Consider the following 19033-nt stretch of genomic DNA (forward strand, 5'->3'; position numbering starts at 1 on the left):
CCCGGTTATGACCAGATGTAACATGGAAGTTGATTTGAGTTGTCCCACCAATTGTAGGGAGGAAGCAGATGACATCACCTGCTGAGAACACCGATGTCCTGAGCCCCGAGGCACAGGTCACCATTACGGGCCGGAATGTCGAGGTGCCGGAGCACTTCGCCGAGCGCGTCAACGCGAAACTCGCCAAGATTGAGCGACTGGATCCGACCCTCACGTTCTTCCACGTTGAACTCCAGCACGAGCCGAACCCCCGCCGGGAGTCGGAGTCTGACCGAATCCAGATCACGGCCACCGGCAAGGGGCACCTGGCCCGCGCCGAGGCCAAGGAGGACAGCTTCTACGCCGCGCTGGAGACCGCTCTGGCAAAGATGGAGCGTTCCCTGCGCAAGGTGAAGGCACGTCGTTCGATCTCCCGCTCGGGTCACCGTGCCCCCCAGGGTGCCGGCGTCGTCGCCGCAGAGATCGCCGCCGAGGCAGAGAAGGCCCGTGAGGCGGCGAACCAGTACGACGTCGATCCCTACGCCGACTCCGTCAAGGATGTCGTCCCGGGCCAGGTCGTCCGTACCAAGGAGCACGCAGCCATCCCGATGAGCGTCGATGACGCCCTGTCGGAGATGGAGCTCGTCGGCCACGACTTCTACCTGTTCATCGATGAGGAGACCAGCCGTCCGTCCGTGGTGTACCGTCGCCACGCTTTCGACTACGGTCTGATCGCCCTCGCCGACGAAGAGAAGTAGGAATCGCCCGGCAGATTCACACCACCGCCGTTTCCCAGCACCTGAGGTGCTGCCGGGAACGGCGGTGTCGTCGTTGTTGCGTACAATGGCGCGGAAGAAACTAGTTTCCATTCGACCAAAAGGACGACTGCACGTGTTTGGACTGTCCAAGCTGCTTCGCGTCGGTGAAGGGCGCACCGTCAAGCGACTCAACAAGATAGCGCAGGATGTTCTCGCCCTCGAGGACGAGTACTCCGCGCTGAGTGATGATGAGCTCAAGGCCAAGACCGACGAGTTCAAGGCCCGACTCGCTGACGGCGAATCCCTCAACGACCTCCTGCTCGACGCCTTCGCCACTGCCCGGGAGGCGTCCTGGCGCGTCCTCGGGCAGAAGCACTACCTCGTCCAGGTGATGGGTGCCGCCGCCCTTCACTTCGGCAACGTCGCGGAGATGAAGACCGGTGAGGGTAAGACCCTGACCTCCGTGCTGCCCGCCTATCTCAACGCCCTGGAGGGTAAGGGCGTGCACATCGTCACGGTCAACGACTACCTGGCCAAGCGTGACGCCGAGATGATGGGACGCATCCACCGTTTCCTGGGTCTGTCCGTGGGCGTAATCCTCTCGGATATGCCGCAGGAGCAGCGCGGTGAGGTGTACCGGGCCGACATCACCTACGGCACCAACAACGAACTCGGCTTTGATTACCTGCGTGACAACATGGCCCGTTCCCTCGATGAGCTGGTTCAGCGTGGTCACCACTACGCCATCGTGGATGAGGTGGACTCGATCCTCATCGATGAGGCACGTACCCCGCTGATCATCTCGGGTGCGGTTGACGGTTCCTCGCAGTTCTACAACGTCTTCGCCCAGCTCGCCCCCCGACTGAAGGAGGGCATCCACTACGAGGTGGACCAGCGGAAGCGGACCGTCGGCGTGCTCGAGGATGGTGTGGCCTATGTCGAGGATCAGCTGGGCATCGGCAACCTCTACGCCCCGGAGAATTCCTCGTTGGTCAGCTACCTCAACAACTCCCTGAAGGCGAAGGAGCTGTTCACCCGCGACAACGACTACATCGTGCGCAACGGTGAGGTCCTGATCGTCGACACCTTCACCGGCCGTGTGCTGAGTGGTCGACGCTACAACGAGGGCATGCACCAGGCGATCGAGGCGAAGGAGGGTGTGGAGATCCAGAATGAGAACCAGACCCTGGCCACCGTCACCCTGCAGAACTACTTCCGCCTCTACGAGAAGCTGGCGGGTATGACCGGTACCGCGGAGACCGAGGCCGCCGAGCTCCACCAGATCTACAAGCTCGACGTCGTCCCGATTCCGACGAACCGTCCGAACCAGCGTGAGGACCTCGTCGACCGCGTGTACAAGACGCAGGAGGCGAAGTTCGCGGCCGTCGCCGACGACATCGCCGAGCGGGTGGAGAAGGGGCAGCCTGTTCTGGTGGGCACCACCTCGGTGGAGCGTTCCGAGTACCTGTCGCAGCTGCTGCAGCGTCGGGGCATCCCCCACAAGGTCCTCAACGCCAAGCACCACGAGGAGGAGGGTGAGATCATCGCCCAGGCAGGTCTGCCGGGAGCTGTGACCGTGTCCACCAACATGGCCGGCCGTGGTACGGACATCGTGCTCGGCGGTAACCCGGAGGTCATGCTCGACATCCGGCTGCGCGAGCGCGGCCTGGATCCCTTCGATGACGAGGAGGCCTACCAGGCGGCGTGGGACGAGGCCCTGCCGAAGGCGAGGAAGCGTGCCACCGAGCTGGGCGACCAGGCCCGTGCGGCTGGTGGCCTCTACGTTCTGGGCACCGAGCGGCACGAATCGCGCCGCATCGACAACCAGCTGCGCGGCCGTTCGGGTCGTCAGGGTGACCCGGGCACGACCCGTTTCTACCTCTCCATGCGCGATGAACTCATGGTCCGTTTCGTGGGCCAGTCCATGGAGAACATGATGAACCGCCTGAACGTTCCGGACGACGTGCCCATCGAGGCGAAGATGGTCACCAACTCCATCAGGGGGGCACAGGCCCAGGTGGAGAACCAGAACTTCGAGATGCGCAAGAACGTCCTGAAGTACGACGAGGTGCTCAACGAGCAGCGCAAGGTGATCTACTCCGAGCGCCGCGAGATCCTCGAGGCGAAGGACATCCGGCAGTACATCCGCAACATGATCGACGAGACCATCTCCGCGTACGTCGACGGCGCCACCGCCGCCGGTTACGTCGAGGACTGGGATCTGGGCAGCCTGTGGCACGCCCTCGGGTCGCTTTACGGCCCGACCTTCACGTGGCAGGAGCTTGTCGACGGCTCGGAGTACGGCGCCCCGGGCGAGCTCACCGCCGAGCAGCTCCGCGAGGCGCTCACCGCGGACGCCAACCGCGAGTACGACAAGCTCGAGGAGAACGTCTCCGCCATCGGTGGAGAGGCGCAGATGCGCAACATCGAGCGCATGGTGATCCTGCCGGTGATCGACACCAAGTGGCGCGAGCACCTCTATGAGATGGACTACCTCAAGGAGGGCATTGGTCTGCGTGCCATGGCGCAGCGTGATCCGCTGGTCGAGTACCAGAAGGAGGGCGGCGACATGTTCAACGCCATGAATGACGCCATCAAGGAGGAGACCGTCCGCCAGCTGTTCATGCTGCGCAAGCAGTTCGCGCCGCAGCCGGAGCCGCAGACCTCCGAGGCCTGATCCCTCAGAGGACGCGGAAGCTGACCAGCCGCCGCTCGGCCACCCGGGCGGTGAACGCGTGCGCCCGGCCGCCGGAGACGGCGGTACCGAAGATCTCGCCGTCGGCACGCAGATGGAGGGTGTCCACCCGGACCGGGCCACGCACCCCCTGCCGTTGCCTTGCGGCGACGTGCAGGCGCACCGGTGTGGCGAACTGCGCGGGTTTCAGCTGGGGGACCGGCCGCATGCCGAAGGCGGTCTCCAGGGCGATCCTCACCAGCGCTTCCGCGCGGCGCTCCGACCCGTCGGGAAAAGGCGGGGGTGGGGGAGGGGTGACGTGGCAAGGCAGAGGTGCCGAGGTGAGGACCTTCAGGTGTGTCAGGCCGGGTACGGGGGACAACATGGCTGCTCCAGGGAGGACACTCGGGGCAGACGCGGGGTGGGCTGGGTATCATTGTGGCACGCAGACAGCGAAAAAACATGTGAGGGAGTATCGAGTGCGTGGACTGATCGTCGACTTTGTCGGAGTGCTGGACGGCCCGGAGGAGGACCAGCGCCGGTGGAAGGACCTCTTCGCCGCCGCAAAGGCCAACGGTGTCGCCACCGCCATCCTCTCGAATAACCCGGGCGGCCCGGGCGCGGAAATGATCCGGGAGTGGGAGTACCGGGGCATCGTGGATGCGGTGCTGCTGTCGGGTGAGATCGGTGCAGAGAAGCCGGAGCCGGCGGCCTTCGCCGCGGCGGCCGAGGCGATTGATCTGCCGGTCGGGGACTGTGTGCTTGTCGACGACTCGATTCTCAACGTCCGGGGTGCCGTCGAGGCCGGTCTGGTCGGAGTGCTGTACCAGGTCTTCGACCGGGCGGTCATTGAGATCTGTGCGATCTTCGACATCGAGGGCGAGTTCTAGGTGCGCATCTACCTGCCGGCGACCTTCGCCATGCTGACCGGGCTGAACGAGACCGGGAAGATGCCCGCACGCTCCGGGTGGGGCTTTGCCGCCACGCCCGCGCTGGTGGAGTTCTACACTTCCGGTGACGAGGAGGAGATCGGCTACGCCGCATACCTCGACGCCGCTGAGGCCTCCCTCCGACTGCTGGCCATCGGTGACGAGGAGGCCTTCCCGTACCGACGGGTCGTCGTCTCCGTCGACCTCGATGATTCTGTGGTGACGCTCGCGCCGGACAACGGCGAATCCGTCGTCGCGCTGTCGCCCGCCGAGATTTCCCTGGCGGACATCGCCGCCATCCACATCGACGTCGAGGAAGCGGAGGAGGCCACCAGGGCGGCGATCGCCGCCATCGACGCCTCCGATCTCGGTGATGAGGACGCAGAACTGACCGTGGGAAATGCGCAGGACAACTTCATGGCCTTCTATGATCCGACCGAGTTGCCGTTCCTCGTCGAGCTCCTCTGAGCAAGTTCCGGCGTGGTGATGGACACAGTGGTTACGTTCACGTAAGCTACGCGCTCGTAAACAATGCAATTCCTTCTGAGGAGGGGCCGATGACCGAATCACCCGACGGGCTCGCACGCTTCCGCAGCGTTCTGCGACGTTTCACCACGCCGCTGATGCCCGACGACTACACAGTCCTGGCCAACCCCCTGTGGTCCAAACGCGAACTGCGGGGCAAGATCGAGAGCGTCGAACGCTTCCCGGACGACACCATCCACCTGGTCATCCGCCCCGGCTGGGGGGTTCCGGTGAACTTCCGGGCCGGCCAGTACATCGGCATCGGCCTGCGGGTTGACGGCCGCTACACCTGGCGAAGCTACTCCCTGACCAACGCCCCCGACGTCCGCGACGGACTGTTCGCCATCACCATCCGCGCGGTGGAGAAGGGCCGGCTGTCCAACCACCTCGTCGGCACGGCCAAGCCCGGCATCAACGTGCGTCTGGCCGCACCCGCCGGCGACTTCCACCTGACCGACCCGGTGCCGGAGAAGATCCTCTTCGTCACGGCCGGCTCCGGAGTCACCCCGGTGGTCGCCATGCTCCGTACGCTCGTCGATCGCCGTCAGGTGACGGACATCAAGGTCGTCCACTCCGTGCGCAACCGCTCGGACCTGATCTTCGAGGACGTACTCGAAGATTTTGACGCCCATATCCAGGTCACCTCTGAAGACGGTCGCGTCACTCCGGCGGTGCTGGAGAAGCTCGTCCCCGACTACCGTGAGCGCGTCGTCTACGCCTGCGGCCCGGCCACCATGCTCGACGAGCTCGAAACCTGGGCCAGCGACAATGACATCGAGATCCGCGTCGAGCGATTCACCCTCGACCGTGTCTCTGACGCCAAGGGCGGCACCATCACTTTCGCCCGCCGCGGCATCCAGACCACCGCTGACGGTGCGACCACCATCCTCGAGGCAGGCGAGGCCGCCGGCGTGCAGATGCCCTTCGGCTGCCGCATGGGCATCTGCCAGACCTGCGTCCGGGAGCTTGTGGACGGCCACGTGCACGACCTGCGCACCGGCGACACCAAGGAGCCCGGCTCCCGCATCCGTACCTGTGTCGGCGTCGCCGCCGGCGACATCACGATCGACGCCTAGGAGGCGCACATGGCCATCGACAACATCAAGGCATACTCCCACCTGACCGACGAGGACATCCGTGAGATCGGCCGTCGTCTCGACGCCATCAAAGAGGAGTTCGAGGCAGACCTCGGCGAAAAGGACGTCCGCTACATCAAGGGCCTGATCCGCACCCAGCGCTACATCGAGATCGCCGGCCGCGGCGCCCTGCTCTTCTCGGGCAGGAAGCCGTTCTGGTTCGCGGGAGTGGCGCTGCTGTCCCTGTCCAAGATCCTCGAGAACCTCGAGATCGGCCACAACGTCATGCACGGCCAGTGGGACTGGATGAACGACCCGGAGATCCACTCCACCACCTGGGAATGGGACAACGTCTGCCCCTCCTCCCAGTGGATGCACACCCACAACTTCGCGCACCACAAGTACACCAACATCCTGGGCATGGACACCGACGTCGGGTACGGCGTCCTGCGCGTCACCCGCGACCGCAAGTGGGCCGCGATGCACAGCTTCCAGCCGGTGATCAACCTCGCCCTGGCGACGCTGTTCCAGTGGGCTGTGGGCTATTACGACGTCGAGCTGGGCAAGGTCGCCGCAGGCAAGGCCACGTGGAAGGAGACCGCGCCGAAGTTCTGGGAGACCACGCGCAAGGCGGGCACCCAGATGCTGCGCGACTACATCCTGTTCCCGGCGCTGTCAGGCCCGAACTTCCGCCACACCGTCTCCGCCAACGCAACCGCCAACTTCGTCCGTTCAGTCTGGGCGTACGCGGTGATCTTCTGCGGCCACTTCCCGGATGAGGCGGAGACCTTCACCAAGGAGCAGTGGAAGAACGAGACCCACGACGAGTGGTACCTCCGCCAGATGCTGGGTTCCGCCAACTTCCGGGGCGGCAGGATCCTCACGATCCTGTCCGGCAACCTCAACAACCAGATTGAGCACCACCTCTACCCGGACATGCCCTCGAACCGTCTCAGGGAGATCAGCAAGCGCGTCAGGGTGATCTGCGATGAGTTCGATCTGCCGTACAACACCGACTCCTTCCCGGCCCAGCTGATCAAGGTGCAGCGCACCCTGCTGAAGCTGTCCGTGCCCAACAAGTACCTGGCGGCCGACCGCGACAACGCTCCTGAGGTCCGCTCGAACGCGGCCTTCACCAAGTACCCGGAGGTTGAGTCGAAGCTCTGGGTGGGCGAGAACGAGTCCGGTCAGCGTGCCGGCCTGCGTACCGGCCTGGGACTGTTGGCCAAGCTGCGCCCCTCTGTCAAGGAGGCCATGCTCAACTTCACCGGCCGCACCCCGGAATGGCGCGGCAAGGTTGCCGCGACGGAGCCGCAGAAGGCAGTCTGATCTGCCGCTTATCCACGCCCCGTTGTCCGCTCCTCCTGCGGGCGGCGGGGTTTTCGGCTATTCACGTCCTGTGAGCGCATCCAGGTCATCAGCACAGGTCAACGAGGCGGCGCAGTCTGGGCAGTTATCATCCACGGTCACGGGAACAGCCACGGGGCTGTAACTCCGGCTACACAGCAGGGTCCCGCTTCGGTCAGCGGGAGCGTCGTAACTCTCACTTTGTGGGCCGCCAGGGCCCCTACATGTTCTGTCACACCGAAACCCGGCCTGCAGTGAGCCACGCACTCCGGAACGTGAAGAGCCTGCAGAATCGGGTGACTGGTTCCAACACGTTCTTCCGTGCAGTCGGTGGAAGTGGGACACTTCAGAAGTCAGCAGTCCGTTCCTGAAGCACAGGAAGTGAGGCGTCATGTGCCGACTTTTCGGCTTGACCGCCGGGCAACAGCGCATCCGCGCGTCGTTCTGGCTGCTCGATGCCCCAGACAGCATCCTCCTCCAGTCCTACCGCAACCCGGACGGCACGGGTCTGGGGACCTTTGATGAAGACGGGCGGCCCCGGGTGGAGAAGGCCCCGATCGCGGCCTACCGGGACACTGCCTTTGCCTGTGAGGCGAAGGAACGCTACAGCAGTACTTTCCTGGCCCACCTGCGTTATGGCACCGGCGCGCCTGTTGCGATGGTCAACACCCACCCGTTTGAGATGGGCGGTCGATTGTGTGCCCACAACGGGAGCGTCGGTGACTTGTCTCTGCTGCGGGAGCATCTCGGCTCTGATCTTCGTCGAGTGCGCGGTGAGACGGACTCCGAGCATGTCTTCGCGCTGATCACCAGGGAAACGGAACTGGCCGGTGGGGATCTTGTAGAGGGGGTGAGTCGGGCCTTGTCCTGGTTGGCCGGGAATGTGCCGGTCTCTGCGGTGAATCTGATCATCACCTCAGCGCATGAAGTGTGGGCGGTGCGGTGGCCTGAGACCCACGACCTGTTTGTTCTTGACAAAAGGAGCCTGCCGGGGCCGGTCGAGCATCGCAGTAGCCACGGGATGCGGATCAGCTCCTCGGAGCTTGGTGTGCATCCTTCGGTGGTGATCGCCAGCGAAGCGCTCGATGACTCCGGGGCCTGGCAGATGATCCCGTCGGGTGAGCTGATTCACGTGGGCTCTGATCTGAGGATCACCCGCATCCCGGTGGTCGATGGCCCGCCCCGCCTGCATCTGCCGGTGGCACACCACTGATCGGTGAAGGTTCGTGGATGTGCGACCCGGGAATGGAGTTGGCCGGCCAAAAAGAGGTGACTGCGGGTACCGGCTTGAAGGTGTATTTCGCTGGTCCCCACTCACCGTGGCCACGGGGAAAAACCGGGAATACCAACCGGTTGTTGCATCAGTATTTCCCGGAGAAGACATCGATGACGGGCTTCAGCCAGGCTGAGCTGACTCGGGTGGAACCCCCGACATGGCTACCGGAGGTTTGTCGGAGCAGGTGCCCGGCCCGGCCCGGCCCGGCCTGCCGGACGCCCCCTACATCTCCCACTCGTTGTTGGAGCCGAGTGCCTCGAGCAGCTTGCGTACCGCATCACGACGTCGTGCCGAGGCGGTGTCCGGTTCGAGGTCATCGAGAGCGCACTCCGGATCGGCCGGGGGGCCGAGGTGGGTGCAGCCGCGAGGGCATTTCTCCACGGCGACGGCCAGGTCATGGAAGACGCCGACGACGGTATCGGCGTCGACGTGCGCGAGACCGAAGGACCTGATGCCGGGTGTGTCGACGATCCAGCCCCCCTCGGGCAGTCGGAGCGCAACGGACTGGGTGGAGGTGTGGCGTCCCTTGCCCACGCCGGAGACCACGCCGGTTTCGCGGAACGCGTCGGGAACCAGGCGGTTGACCAGGGTGGACTTGCCCACACCGGAGTGGCCGACCAGAGCGGTCACCTTGCCTGCGATCAGTTCGCTGAGCTCCTCGAGGGGGTCATCGATCCCGGCGTAGACGACGGTGACGTCCAGATCCGCGAACTCCGCCGCGAAGGGGGCGGGGTCCGTGAGGTCAGACTTGGTCAGACACAGGATGGGGTGGACGTTGCCCACGAACGCGGCGATCAGGGCTCGTTCGACGAAGCCTGACCGCGGTGGGGGATCGGCGACGGCGGTGACGATGAGCAGCTGGTCGGCGTTGGCGACGACGATGCGCTCGTAGGGGTCGGTGTCGTCGGCGGTGCGCCGGAGCACCGAGGTGCGTTCCTCGAGCTTCACGATGCGCGCCAGGGTGCCCTCCCCTCCGGAGGTGTCACCGACCAGGCCGACGCGGTCGCCGACTTCGACGGCGGTGCGGCCCATCTCGCGGGCACGCATCGCGATTATCGCGTCCTCGCGCCCGTCGAGCACCACGCCCCAACGGCCGCGGTCCTTGGTCACGACCATGCCGAACTCGGCGTCGTCGTGCGCCGGGCGGTCCTTGGTGCGCGGACGGGTGCCCCGGCGGTTGGGTCGAACGCGGATGTCGGATTCGTCCCACTGTCGACTAGCCACGCGCATCACCCATGGACCATGTCCTCCCACATCGTTTCGAAGCCGGGAAGGGTTTTGGCGGTGGTCTGGACGTCCTCGACCTTGACGCCCGGGACGATCAGGCCGATGATGGCGCCGGCGGTGGCCATGCGGTGGTCGGCGTAGGAGTGCCAGACGCCGCCGTGGAGTTCGGCGGGGGTGATACGGAGGCCGTCGTGAAGCTCCTCGCACCGTCCGCCCAGCTTGTTGATCTCCGTGTTCAGCGCGGCGAGACGATCGGTCTCGTGGCCGCGCAGGTGGGCGATGCCGACGAGCTCGGACGGGGTCGAGGCCAGCGCCGCCAGGGCAGCGACGGTGGGGGTGAGCTCGCCGATGTCGGACATGTCCAGGTGGATGCCCTGCAGTCGGCCGTCCGCGGGGCCGGTGACCTGCAGGTCATGGGAGGGGCCGGAGTCGGCGGCGATGAGCTCGACCTCGCAGCCCATGCGCTCGAGGATGTCGCGGATGACGTCACCGGGCTGGGTGGTGGCCAGCGGCCAGTGGGGGATGCGCACAGTTCCTCCGGTCACGGCGGCGGCCGCGAGGAAGGGGGTGGCGTTGGAGAGGTCGGGCTCGATGCTCCAGGTGCGGCCCTGGATGGGGCCGGGGTGGACGCGCCAGGTGTTATCGCCGACGTCGACACGCACTCCGGCGAGTCGGAGCATGGCGACGGTCATCTCGATGTGCGGGAGGCTGGGCAGCTTCCTGCCGGTGTGGCGGACGGTGATGCCCTCGGCGAAGCGGGGTGCCGCCAGCAGCAGACCGGAGACGAACTGGGAGGAACCGGAGGCGTCGATCTCCACGGCGCCGCCTTCGGGGGCGCCGTTTCCTTCGACGGTGAAGGGAAGGGTGTTGCCCGTGACGTTCACGCCGAGGCCGCGCAGCGCATCGAGGATGGTGTTCATCGGGCGGGCACGGGCCTGCGGGTCGCCGTCGAAGACGACGGTGCCGCTCGCCAGTGCAGCGACGGGCGGGACGAAACGCATCACGGTGCCGGCCAGGCCGCACTTGACTTCCCCACCGTGCAGTGGGCCGGGTTCGATGTGGACGGTGCCGCTGGTGTCCCGGACTCCCACGCCGAGGGCACGCAGCGCATCGGCCATGAGGTCGGTGTCGCGGGAATGCAGCGCGTTCTCGATCACCGACGGGTAGTCGGCGAGAGCCGCGAGGATGTAGGCACGGTTGGTTATCGACTTGGAGCCGGGGATGTGCTGGGTCCACCGGATGGGTCCGTGAGCAGTGGGCGCGGGCCAGAGGGCGGTCATGTCGTCCATAATAGATCCTATGTGCGGTCGTTTCGTTCTCTTCACCACCGACGAGTCCCTCCTCGCCCACGTCGGAGCCCTTCCCGGGGTCGCCGAGGTGCATGCGCCGGAGGGCACGCCCGGACCCCGGTACAACATCGCGCCGACGCAGATCGTGCCCCTGGTGCGTCTGGACACCCCCGTGGCCCGCGTCGACCCCGCCAGGTGGGGTCTGCTGCCGCACTGGAAGAAAGACGACTCCGGCCCGCCCCTGTTCAACGCCCGGGGTGAAACGGTGGCGACCAAACCGAGCTTCCGCGACGCCTTCAAGCATCAGCGTGGCCTGATCCCCATGGACGGCTACTACGAATGGCACGACGCCGGCGAGGGGAAGGTGCCGCACTTCGTCAGCCTGGGGGAGGGGCGGATCATGTGGGCCGCCGCGCTCTGGGCGACGGGGCTCGACCGGCTGTCCGCCACGATCGTCACCACGGATTCCACCGGGCCCCTGGCGTGGCTGCACGACCGGTTGCCGCGTTTCCTCAGCGACGACGAGATCGAACAGTGGACGACCGGCACACCTGGGCAGGCCGTCGAGCTTCTCCACCCCACGCCCGTCCATTACGTGGAGCAGTTGTCCGTGCGTCCGGTGGACCGCGCCGTCGGCAACGTCCGCAACGACTACCCCGAGCTGATCTCGGAGAACTGAGCCGACGTCAGCCTCGCCAGATCCAGGGGAGACAGGGCGATGTCCAGCCCCCGTCGTCCGCCGGAGACGTACACCACGGGCTGCTTCTGGACGTCCGCGTCAATCACCGTCGGCAACCCCGTCTTCTGCCCCAACGGGGAGATGCCTCCGGGGACGTAGCCGGTGGAGCGTCGTGCCTTGGCCGGTTCAGCCATTGTCACCGAGCGCACACCGAGCGCCGCGGCCGCCTTCTTCAACGACAGCCGGTTCGGCACCGGCACGCAGCACACCGCCAGCCCGGCCCCGGTGTCCACTACCAGTGTCTTCAGGATCAGTTCCGCCGGAGCGTCAATCGCATCGGCGGCGTGTCGGCCGAAATTCTCCCTACCGGGATCGAAACGGTGGAGCTGATGGGGGACGGCGGCGTCAAGAAGCACGCGCACGGCACTGGTCGGGGCGGAAGGGCGTCTGCTCACTCATCTACAATGGACCGGAACTGAACCGGACCACAAGGAAAGGTGCCGATGTCAGAGATTGAGCTCGCCGCCCGCTTCGAGGAAGAGGCCCTGCCCCTGCTCGACCAGCTCTACGGTGGTGCCCTGCGCATGACCCGCAACCCGGCCGATGCCGAGGACCTCGTGCAGGAAACCTACCTCAAAGCCTTCAAGGCCTTCGCCTCCTACCGGCCGGGGACCAATCTCAAGGCCTGGCTGTACCGGATCATGACGAACACCTACATCAACGTCTACCGGAAGCGGCAACGTCAGCCCACGCAGTCTCCGACCGAGGAGATCAGCGACTACCAGCTGTACACCAGCAGCTCGCACGACTCCACGGGCCTGGAGTCCGCCGAGGTGGCGGCACTGAAGAACATGCCGGACGGCAAGATCGCCGACGCCATGAACCAGTTGGCCGAGGACTACCGCATGGTCGTCTACTACGCCGACGTCGAGGATCTGGCATACAAGGAGATCGCCGAGATCATGGGCACGCCCATCGGTACGGTCATGAGCCGTCTGCACAGGGGAAGAAAACAGCTGCGGCAACTGTTGAAGGAAGTGGCACATGAACAGGGGATCGGACTCAACCACCCCGACATGGACATCACGACCCGGGAAGAGAGCAAGAAGTGAAGGAAACCTGCGACTTCAGCTGCGAGGACATTCAGGCCCAGCTCTGCACCCTCCTCGATCCCGGCACCACCCCGCAGGAGGCACGTGCCCTGATCGACTCCATCGCCAGGTGTCCAGAGTGCTACGGGCGCCTCCAGTCCGAGCAGGAGATCCGGGAGATCCTGCAGCGTTGCTGTACAGCGCAGGCCGCCGCGCCCGCGTCTCTGCGCCAGCGCATCACCATGCAGATCAGGGTGACCCGCTTCCAGGGCTGATGACGACGAAGAAACCGCCCACCGAGCTTCTGCTCGGTGGGCGGTTTCTTTGTCGCTCTACGTCCCTGACTTAGGAGTTCGGGCGCTTACCGTGATTGGCGCTCTTCTTGCGACGGGCACGGCGCTTGCTACCACGCTTGCTCATGTGATTCTCCTTGGGTGAGGTGGTTGTAGACTTCCGTCAACTGTAGCGCTCGTGTCCGACCGCGAAAAATTGAGGTCCGGTTCTCGGAATCAGACCGCGACGCGGGTGCGGCCGCGACCGCGGGAGTTGCGGCGCTTGAGTGCGCGGCGCTCATCCTCGGACATGCCGCCCCAGACGCCGGCGTCCTGGCCGGTTTCGAGGGCCCACTTGAGGCACTGGGAGGTGACGGGGCAGCGGTTGCAGACGATCTTGGCCTTGGCGATCTGGGTCAGTGCGGGGCCGGAGTTGCCCACGGGGAAGAAGAGCTCCGGGTCTTCGTCGCGGCAGATTGCTTCGTGGCGCCAATCAGACATGGGTAATTCTCCTTAAATGAATGAAATGAAACGAGGTCGATGAAAACACACCAGATGAAGCCAACATTTGTGGCTGTCCGGACAAGCTGCATGCGTCACGGTGCTGGGTCGGGGCCTTGTGCGGCCCTAACCTCGGTTCATGTGACGTTAACCCTCCAGTGGTTCAGGGTTAAGGACCGCTTTACGTGCCGGTCGTTTTGCTACTTGAAGATAATGACACGTGAACACGGAGTGCGCTAGAGGTAAACGCTAAATTGTGGGAGAACTCACAGAATTGTATGCAGTGTTAAGCTTGTAAAGTGGCGCGTGTCACTGTTTGGGACCTTTTCATCAAAGTCTGTGACCTGCGCAAATCGGCATTATGCCTGATGCACGGGGCCGCGTGGAACGTCAAATTTCCCGGTACCCGATCCCTGCCCCGAACAGGACCCGGGTTAACAGCAGTTCACCCCGTATAGACTCATGAGCCGTGACCGACGTGAATCCCCGCCCTCAGCCGCCCGCCCAGATCCGGTGGGCCGGCATCATCGCCATCGCGCAGTCTGTGATCGCCTTCGCCTTCGCCGGCTTCCTCGTCTTCCGCGACATCACCGGCGCCGAAGAGCGGTCCCTGGTGTCCGACAGTGCGAACATCGCCTGGGTGGGCACCGGAACCGCAGTATTCATGGCGATCATCTTCGGTACCGTGACCGTCGGTGCGGTGTCGATGATCCGTGGACACAAGTGGGGGCGTGGCCCCGTCGTGCTCCTAGAGATCATCCTGCTGGGCGTCGCCTACTTCATGTTCACCGGCGGCGCATGGCCGCTGGGTGTGGTCACTGCGATTTCCGCGGTCGTTGCGCTGGCGTTCCTTTTCAACCGGAACTCCTTCGAATGGGCGGAGACGGTCTACCGCACCTGAGTCAGGCCGACGGTCTGGTCGCCCCGCTTCTCGACGACGGTCCCGCCCACCACGCCCAGCGTCACCATCCCGTCGTACCCCCCGCGGTCGACCGGGATGGTTTTTTCCGTTTCGCCCGTGTCCCAGTTGACCACGGCAATGCCATCGGCGGTGGGCATGAGCAGACGCTGGCCGACGGCCACGCCTGTCCCGGTGGCGTTCTCTAGAACCTGCCGCACAGCGAGGTCATGGGGGGCGAGGAGATACAGGCGCTCGCCGTCGAAGAACGTCATGTGGTGCGGCAGATCCGCGGTGACAGGGGCAAAGGGGAAGGCCTCGTCGCCACGTGGGATCTCCGGGACGGTGCGCCGCTCCGCCTCCTGGCCGTCAGCCAGATATGAGATGAGCTCGCCGCCGTCGTACACGGCTGCCGCGAACTGGCCGACCGCCATCAGACGGGCGTCCTGGTCCTTCAGCTCCACGTCCGCGATGATCTCCGGGGACCGGGACTCCTCGGGCGTGACCTTCTGGAAACGAAGCCAGGTGCCCTGCCCGTCCGGGCACACCTCCGTGACCGCCAGGTGTTCGGTGCGGGTGAGCGCCGAGGTGATGCGGCAGTCCGGGTGCGGCTGCAGACCGGGTTCCTGCCTGCCCTCGACCTCGCCGTACTCGACGGTGCGGACCATGTCGGAGCGCCACAGCTCGAGTCGCTCAGCGCCGACGGTGCCGATCCGGTCATTGGACGCCACCGCCACGACCTGCTCAGGGGAGATCGCGCTTCGTGTGGCGTTGTACCTGCCCGAGTCGGCGTCCAGCGCGACGACGTCGCCGCAGCCGTTCGCCGCCTGCCACGTGGTCACCACACGCCCCCACGCCCCACCAAGGGAGCACAGCTCGAGATCGCGCCGGTAGGTCCACACCGGATTGCCCGCCGGATCGGAGGCGGTGACGGTGCGGTCGGCGTAGGTGATCACGAGCCCGTCGACGATGACGGGGCGGTGAACGCCGGGCAGCGGGGCGTCGGAAAGCGACCAGGCGGGGCTGAGTGAGTCGGGGACGGTGTCGAGGGCAGGGGCCGCAACGAACTCTTCGGCGGCGGGGGTGAGCTCTGAGCTCCGGATCGGGGCCGTGAGCCACACGCCCGCGACTGCGGCGAGGGAGACGGCCGCGATGGTGCCGGTCGTGATCAGGTCACCGCGGGTTCTGCGCAGGGGGCGGGCCATCAGCGGCGTGATTTCCCGCGGGGTGGGCGCGGGGAACGGCTGTGGACGGCGGCGGCGGGACCACCGAAGACCCGGCGCGGTTTAGCCACCGAGTCCTGGGCCCCCTCGGGGATGGAGAGGGCGCTGAAGAATTCGGGCGAGGTGGAGAACCACTGCGGCGGTTCCGGGGTGTCCAGTCCGAGTTCCTCGTTGATCATCTTCCATTTCGACAGCTCGTCATAACCCACGAGGGTGACGGCGGTGCCGGAGTGGCCGGCGCGGCCCGTACGGCCGATGCGGTGGACGTAGGTCATCGGATCGTCGGGGGTCTGGTAGTTGATCACGTGCGTGACATCGTCGATGTCGATGCCGCGGGCAGCCACGTCGGTGGCCACGAGGATGTCGATCGTGCCGTCGCGGAACGCCGCCAGGGACTTCTCGCGGGCGGGCTGGCCCATGTCGCCGTGGACCGAACCCACAGAGAAACCCCGCCCCGCCAGCTCAGTGGCCACATCGGCCGCGGTGCGTTTGGTGCGGGCGAAGATGATCGTCCTGCCCCTGCCCTGCGCCTGGAGAATCCGGGCGGTGATGGCGGCCTTGTCCATCCTGTGGGCCTGGAACACGACCTGGTTGGTGGTGGCGTGGGTGTGGGAAGCGCCCACTTCCTCGGCGCGGATGTGCACCGGCTGCTGCAGGAAGCTGCGGGCGAGCGTGATGATGGGCCCCGGCATCGTCGCGGAGAAGAGCATCGTCTGGTGCTTGTGCTCCAGGGCGGTGAGAAGCTTCTCGATGTCGGGCAGGAAGCCCAGGTCGAGCATTTCATCGGCCTCGTCGAGCACGAGGATCGCCACACGGTCCAGCCGCAGGTCGCCGCGCTGGTGGAGGTCGATGACGCGCCCCGGGGTACCCACGACGACGTCGACGCCCGCCTCCAGTGCCTCAATCTGCTCCTCGTAGGGTCGACCGCCGTAGATGGTGGTCAACCGGAGCGGCAGCCTGCCGGCGGCGCGGGCGAGATCCTCGCCGACCTGCACCGCGAGTTCACGGGTGGGGACGACCACGAGGGCGCGTGGTGTGCCGTCGAGTTCCTCGACGTCCGCGGCATCGAAGACGCGGTCGAGGAGGGGCACGCCGAATCCGAGGGTCTTGCCCATGCCGGTGCGGGCCTGACCGATCAGGTCAATGCCGTCGAGTGCGAGGGGGAGCGTCAGCTCCTGGATGGCGAAGGTCCGGGTGATGCCCTGGGCAGCGAGCGCCTCACAGATCTCCTCGGCCACGCCCAGTTCAGCGAAGGTGGGGGAGGCCGGCTTGGACGGGGTATGTGCAGACACACCCTAGATACTATCGGCACCTGTCTATGATGGGGTCCATGGATATCAAGATCGGATTCGCAGATTCCCCGCGTGAGCTCGTCATCACCACCGACACCAGCCAGGAGGAGGTGGCACAGCAGGTCGCCGAGGCCCTGAACAACGACGCCGCAACCCTGCAGCTGACCAACGACAAGGGTGTTCGCTACCTCGTCCGCGCCCGACAGATCGCCTACGTGGAGCTCGGCACCACCACCCAGCGTTTCGTCGGTTTCGCCGGCGCCTGACAGTCACGTCCCACCACGTTTCCGAAAGTCTCCATGAGTCCTGGTTCCCGCGAGACCGCACTGGTCCGTTACACCCGCGAACTGGGGTGGCGTGCCTACGCCATCCCGGTGCTTGTCGTCATCACCATCTGGGTGCTCGTCGACGTATTCGGCTCACCCGGTGAACAGGGCGCGCAGGATCCCGGAAGCGTGAACTCCACCGCCCAGTCGACGGATCACGGCAGTGACCGGGACGGTGGCGTTCGTCCGGGCCCTGACCCGGCGGACGCTCCCGATCAGCAGCTGCCGCACAACCAGCTGCCGCCGGGCGGCCCCTACGCCGAACAGGGCGCGGGGACCTACCGTGTGGTCGGCACCCCGGGCATGGCTGCCGGTGAAGGGGCGGAGACGGTGGTGCGTTTCGTCGTGGAGGTCGAGGACGGAGTCGACACCTCCGGTTCCGGCGGCGACGACGCCCTGGCGGCGATGGTCGACGCCACCCTGTCCAACCCCAAGAGCTGGGTCAATGACCGCGCGTTCCGTTTCGAGCACGTCGGCCCCGGAGACAACCCGCAGATGCGCATCCAGCTCACCAGCGTGGGCACCACCCGTGAGGTGTGCGGCGGCCGGGACCTCGAACTGGAAACCAGCTGCCACATCCGCATCGGTGATGAGAGCCGGGTCATCATCAACGAATCCCGCTGGGTGCGTGGTGCCGCCCCCTTCAACGGGGACCTCGGCTCCTACCGCCAGTACCTGGTCAACCACGAGGTCGGCCACGGCCTCGGTTTCGCCGGGCACGAGGCATGCGGCGCTGACGGCGAGCTCGCGCCGATCATGATGCAGCAGACCCTGTCACTCAACAACGCGGAGCTGTACTCCTTCAGCCCGGAGGAGGTCTACCCCGATGAGAACGTCACCTGCCAGTACAACCCCTGGCCGTATCCGCGACCGGCCGTGCTCTAGCCGGAGACGGCCGAGAAGGCAGCCATGATCCAGGAGACCGTCCCCGCCCACGTCGTCAGCGCCTTCCAGGGCGAATCGGGTCTGCCCGAACCGGCGGGTCACGCCTGGGACAACGGCTGGCGGATCGGCCCGGTCGTGTACTCCCGTGCCAGTGGCGTGGCCACCGGGTGGTCCCCGAAGGTCCGCGCCACACTCCAGATCGACGGTGTGCGACTGGCCCGGCCGGTCCGCTCGACCGACGGCCGGTTCGTGGTCGCCGGGTGGAAGGCGTCCACCTGGATCGACGGCGAGCTGTCGCGCCGGGTGGATGAGACGGTCCTGGTCGCCCTGCGTCTGGCCGATGCGTTGGCCACCCAGCCTGCCCCGCCGGAACCGGAGCAGGCGGATCCTTTCGTGCTCGCCGATCAGCGGGCGTGGGAGGAGACCGCCCCCGAGTACCGGCCCATCACCGGTCCTCTGCAGGTTGGTCACGCAGATCTTCTGGCCTGCACCATCTACCACGGCACGCAGGCCCCCGCAGTGACGGAACTGGTGCCGTTCCCCGTGCCCCGCCCGCACGGTTACACGGCGGCCCTCGTCATCGTGGACGGACTCATCGCCGGGGCGGTGGACGACGGTGTCGTCGACCGGTTCCGCCATCTACCCGACATCGACCAGCTGCTGCTGCGGGCCGTCAGCTACCGTCGGCACGTCAACGATCTGCATCCCCGCTCGTCGTCGAACGCCCGTGCCCACATCCGGAGGGTGGAGGATCTGCTCGTGTCCAGGCTTACTGACACAATCTAG

Annotated in this window: 22 protein-coding genes and 1 pseudogene; 15 read left to right on the top strand and 8 right to left on the bottom strand. The window is 65.9% G+C overall.

The window, feature by feature from the left end; genetic code table 11:
- The first annotated feature begins 68 nt into the window (after positions 1–68).
- Positions 69–737: a ribosome hibernation-promoting factor, HPF/YfiA family gene (gene hpf, locus CETAM_RS03170; protein ID WP_156227052.1), complete on the top strand. Its 669-nt coding sequence runs from the start codon at positions 69–71 to the stop codon at positions 735–737.
- A 133-nt stretch (positions 738–870) separates the two neighbouring features.
- Entirely contained in the window at positions 871–3414 is a 2544-nt protein-coding gene (gene secA / locus CETAM_RS03175; RefSeq protein WP_156227053.1) for a preprotein translocase subunit SecA, read from the top strand.
- A gap of 4 nt (positions 3415–3418) precedes the next feature.
- Here the strand turns inward: secA and CETAM_RS03180 are convergent, their stop codons facing one another.
- Positions 3419–3670 carry a hypothetical protein gene (locus CETAM_RS03180; protein ID WP_156227054.1) on the bottom strand — a complete coding sequence of 84 codons (252 nt, stop codon included), beginning with the start codon at positions 3668–3670 and terminating at the stop codon, positions 3419–3421.
- Positions 3671–3890: 220 nt separating this feature from the next.
- Here CETAM_RS03180 and CETAM_RS03185 point away from each other — a divergent pair, with 220 nt between their 5' ends.
- The 6 genes and pseudogenes from CETAM_RS03185 to CETAM_RS14035 all read left to right on the top strand — a co-directional run.
- Positions 3891–4301: an HAD-IA family hydrolase gene (locus CETAM_RS03185; protein ID WP_156227055.1), complete on the top strand. Its 411-nt coding sequence runs from the start codon at positions 3891–3893 to the stop codon at positions 4299–4301.
- Positions 4302–4808, top strand: a complete 507-nt coding sequence (locus CETAM_RS03190; RefSeq protein WP_156227056.1) for a DUF6912 family protein — start codon at positions 4302–4304, stop codon at positions 4806–4808. It abuts the gene before it with no gap.
- A gap of 89 nt (positions 4809–4897) precedes the next feature.
- Positions 4898–5941, top strand: a complete 1044-nt coding sequence (locus CETAM_RS03195) for a ferredoxin reductase (RefSeq protein WP_156227057.1) — start codon at positions 4898–4900, stop codon at positions 5939–5941.
- Between the two features lie 9 nt (positions 5942–5950).
- Complete coding sequence (locus CETAM_RS03200; RefSeq protein WP_156227058.1) at positions 5951–7270, top strand: fatty acid desaturase family protein; 1320 nt, start codon at positions 5951–5953, stop codon at positions 7268–7270.
- A gap of 409 nt (positions 7271–7679) precedes the next feature.
- A complete protein-coding gene (locus CETAM_RS03205) occupies positions 7680–8501 on the top strand; it encodes a class II glutamine amidotransferase (RefSeq protein ID WP_156227059.1) in 822 nt (273 codons plus the stop codon).
- Positions 8502–8521: 20 nt separating this feature from the next.
- Positions 8522–8710 (top strand): annotated as a pseudogene (locus tag CETAM_RS14035) (IS30 family transposase); the annotation flags it as partial.
- A 76-nt stretch (positions 8711–8786) separates the two neighbouring features.
- Here the strand turns inward: CETAM_RS14035 and rsgA are convergent.
- Both rsgA and aroA read right to left on the bottom strand, forming a co-directional pair.
- Positions 8787–9794 (bottom strand): ribosome small subunit-dependent GTPase A, encoded by a 1008-nt coding sequence (gene rsgA, locus CETAM_RS03210; protein WP_156229345.1) that lies wholly within the window; start codon positions 9792–9794, stop codon positions 8787–8789.
- On the bottom strand, positions 9794–11071 hold the full coding sequence (aroA, locus tag CETAM_RS03215) for a 3-phosphoshikimate 1-carboxyvinyltransferase (RefSeq protein ID WP_156229346.1): 1278 nt from the start codon (positions 11069–11071) through the stop codon (positions 9794–9796). The genes rsgA and aroA overlap by 1 nt, the downstream gene beginning before the upstream one ends.
- 19 nt (positions 11072–11090) lie before the next feature.
- Between aroA and CETAM_RS03220 the strand changes: the two genes are divergently transcribed.
- Positions 11091–11759, top strand: a complete 669-nt coding sequence (locus CETAM_RS03220) for an SOS response-associated peptidase (protein ID WP_156227060.1) — start codon at positions 11091–11093, stop codon at positions 11757–11759.
- On the opposite strand, the gene ybaK is transcribed toward CETAM_RS03220, so the two are convergent.
- Complete coding sequence (gene ybaK / locus CETAM_RS03225; RefSeq protein ID WP_156227061.1) at positions 11732–12214, bottom strand: Cys-tRNA(Pro) deacylase; 483 nt, start codon at positions 12212–12214, stop codon at positions 11732–11734. The genes CETAM_RS03220 and ybaK overlap by 28 nt on opposite strands.
- A 48-nt stretch (positions 12215–12262) precedes the next feature.
- On the opposite strand from ybaK, the gene CETAM_RS03230 reads away from it, so the two are divergent.
- On the top strand, positions 12263–12871 hold the full coding sequence (locus CETAM_RS03230) for a sigma-70 family RNA polymerase sigma factor (RefSeq protein WP_156227062.1): 609 nt from the start codon (positions 12263–12265) through the stop codon (positions 12869–12871).
- Positions 12868–13125 (top strand): anti-sigma factor, encoded by a 258-nt coding sequence (locus tag CETAM_RS03235; RefSeq protein WP_156227063.1) that lies wholly within the window; start codon positions 12868–12870, stop codon positions 13123–13125. The genes CETAM_RS03230 and CETAM_RS03235 overlap by 4 nt, the downstream gene beginning before the upstream one ends.
- A gap of 70 nt (positions 13126–13195) precedes the next feature.
- Here CETAM_RS03235 and CETAM_RS14010 read toward each other — a convergent pair whose 3' ends face one another.
- Both CETAM_RS14010 and CETAM_RS03240 read right to left on the bottom strand, forming a co-directional pair.
- On the bottom strand, positions 13196–13270 hold the full coding sequence (locus CETAM_RS14010; RefSeq protein ID WP_373277303.1) for a 50S ribosomal protein bL37: 75 nt from the start codon (positions 13268–13270) through the stop codon (positions 13196–13198).
- Between the two features lie 89 nt (positions 13271–13359).
- The gene (locus tag CETAM_RS03240) at positions 13360–13623 is read right to left on the bottom strand and encodes a WhiB family transcriptional regulator (RefSeq protein WP_042620870.1); all 264 of its coding nucleotides are present in this window, start codon (positions 13621–13623) and stop codon (positions 13360–13362) included.
- A 469-nt stretch (positions 13624–14092) separates the two neighbouring features.
- Here CETAM_RS03240 and CETAM_RS03245 point away from each other — a divergent pair, with 469 nt between their 5' ends.
- The gene (locus CETAM_RS03245; RefSeq protein ID WP_156227064.1) at positions 14093–14524 is read left to right on the top strand and encodes a hypothetical protein; all 432 of its coding nucleotides are present in this window, start codon (positions 14093–14095) and stop codon (positions 14522–14524) included.
- On the opposite strand, the gene CETAM_RS03250 is transcribed toward CETAM_RS03245, so the two are convergent.
- Both CETAM_RS03250 and CETAM_RS03255 read right to left on the bottom strand, forming a co-directional pair.
- The gene (locus CETAM_RS03250) at positions 14512–15726 is read right to left on the bottom strand and encodes an Rv3212 family protein (RefSeq protein ID WP_156227065.1); all 1215 of its coding nucleotides are present in this window, start codon (positions 15724–15726) and stop codon (positions 14512–14514) included. The genes CETAM_RS03245 and CETAM_RS03250 overlap by 13 nt on opposite strands.
- Positions 15726–17036, bottom strand: coding sequence for a DEAD/DEAH box helicase (locus CETAM_RS03255; RefSeq protein ID WP_156227066.1), 1311 nt, complete (start codon positions 17034–17036; stop codon positions 15726–15728). Before CETAM_RS03255 ends, CETAM_RS03250 begins: the two co-directional genes overlap by 1 nt.
- A 38-nt stretch (positions 17037–17074) precedes the next feature.
- Here CETAM_RS03255 and CETAM_RS03260 point away from each other — a divergent pair, with 38 nt between their 5' ends.
- Genes CETAM_RS03260 through CETAM_RS03270 form a run of 3 tightly spaced genes read left to right on the top strand, consistent with a single transcriptional unit; the run spans position 17075 to position 19033 of the window.
- A complete protein-coding gene (locus CETAM_RS03260) occupies positions 17075–17302 on the top strand; it encodes a DUF3107 domain-containing protein (protein WP_156227067.1) in 228 nt (75 codons plus the stop codon).
- Between the two features lie 33 nt (positions 17303–17335).
- The gene (locus tag CETAM_RS03265; protein ID WP_156227068.1) at positions 17336–18247 is read left to right on the top strand and encodes a DUF3152 domain-containing protein; all 912 of its coding nucleotides are present in this window, start codon (positions 17336–17338) and stop codon (positions 18245–18247) included.
- Between the two features lie 27 nt (positions 18248–18274).
- Positions 18275–19033: a TIGR02569 family protein gene (locus CETAM_RS03270; protein WP_197085825.1), complete on the top strand. Its 759-nt coding sequence runs from the start codon at positions 18275–18277 to the stop codon at positions 19031–19033.

The organism is Corynebacterium comes, assembly GCF_009734405.1.
In the GTDB taxonomy this organism is placed as follows: Bacteria; Actinomycetota; Actinomycetes; order Mycobacteriales; family Mycobacteriaceae; genus Corynebacterium; species Corynebacterium comes.

Coding starts and splice junctions, on each gene's coding strand:
- hpf (WP_156227052.1), top strand. CDS start 69: ATGACATCACCTGCTGAGAACACCGATGTCCTGAGCCCCGAGGCACAG.
- CETAM_RS03195 (WP_156227057.1), top strand. CDS start 4,898: ATGACCGAATCACCCGACGGGCTCGCACGCTTCCGCAGCGTTCTGCGA.
- CETAM_RS03200 (WP_156227058.1), top strand. CDS start 5,951: ATGGCCATCGACAACATCAAGGCATACTCCCACCTGACCGACGAGGAC.
- CETAM_RS03205 (WP_156227059.1), top strand. CDS start 7,680: ATGTGCCGACTTTTCGGCTTGACCGCCGGGCAACAGCGCATCCGCGCG.
- rsgA (WP_156229345.1), bottom strand. CDS start 9,794: ATGCGCGTGGCTAGTCGACAGTGGGACGAATCCGACATCCGCGTTCGA.
- aroA (WP_156229346.1), bottom strand. CDS start 11,071: ATGACCGCCCTCTGGCCCGCGCCCACTGCTCACGGACCCATCCGGTGG.
- CETAM_RS03220 (WP_156227060.1), top strand. CDS start 11,091: ATGTGCGGTCGTTTCGTTCTCTTCACCACCGACGAGTCCCTCCTCGCC.
- CETAM_RS03230 (WP_156227062.1), top strand. CDS start 12,263: ATGTCAGAGATTGAGCTCGCCGCCCGCTTCGAGGAAGAGGCCCTGCCC.
- CETAM_RS03240 (WP_042620870.1), bottom strand. CDS start 13,623: ATGTCTGATTGGCGCCACGAAGCAATCTGCCGCGACGAAGACCCGGAG.
- CETAM_RS03250 (WP_156227065.1), bottom strand. CDS start 15,726: ATGGCCCGCCCCCTGCGCAGAACCCGCGGTGACCTGATCACGACCGGC.
- CETAM_RS03260 (WP_156227067.1), top strand. CDS start 17,075: ATGGATATCAAGATCGGATTCGCAGATTCCCCGCGTGAGCTCGTCATC.
- CETAM_RS03265 (WP_156227068.1), top strand. CDS start 17,336: ATGAGTCCTGGTTCCCGCGAGACCGCACTGGTCCGTTACACCCGCGAA.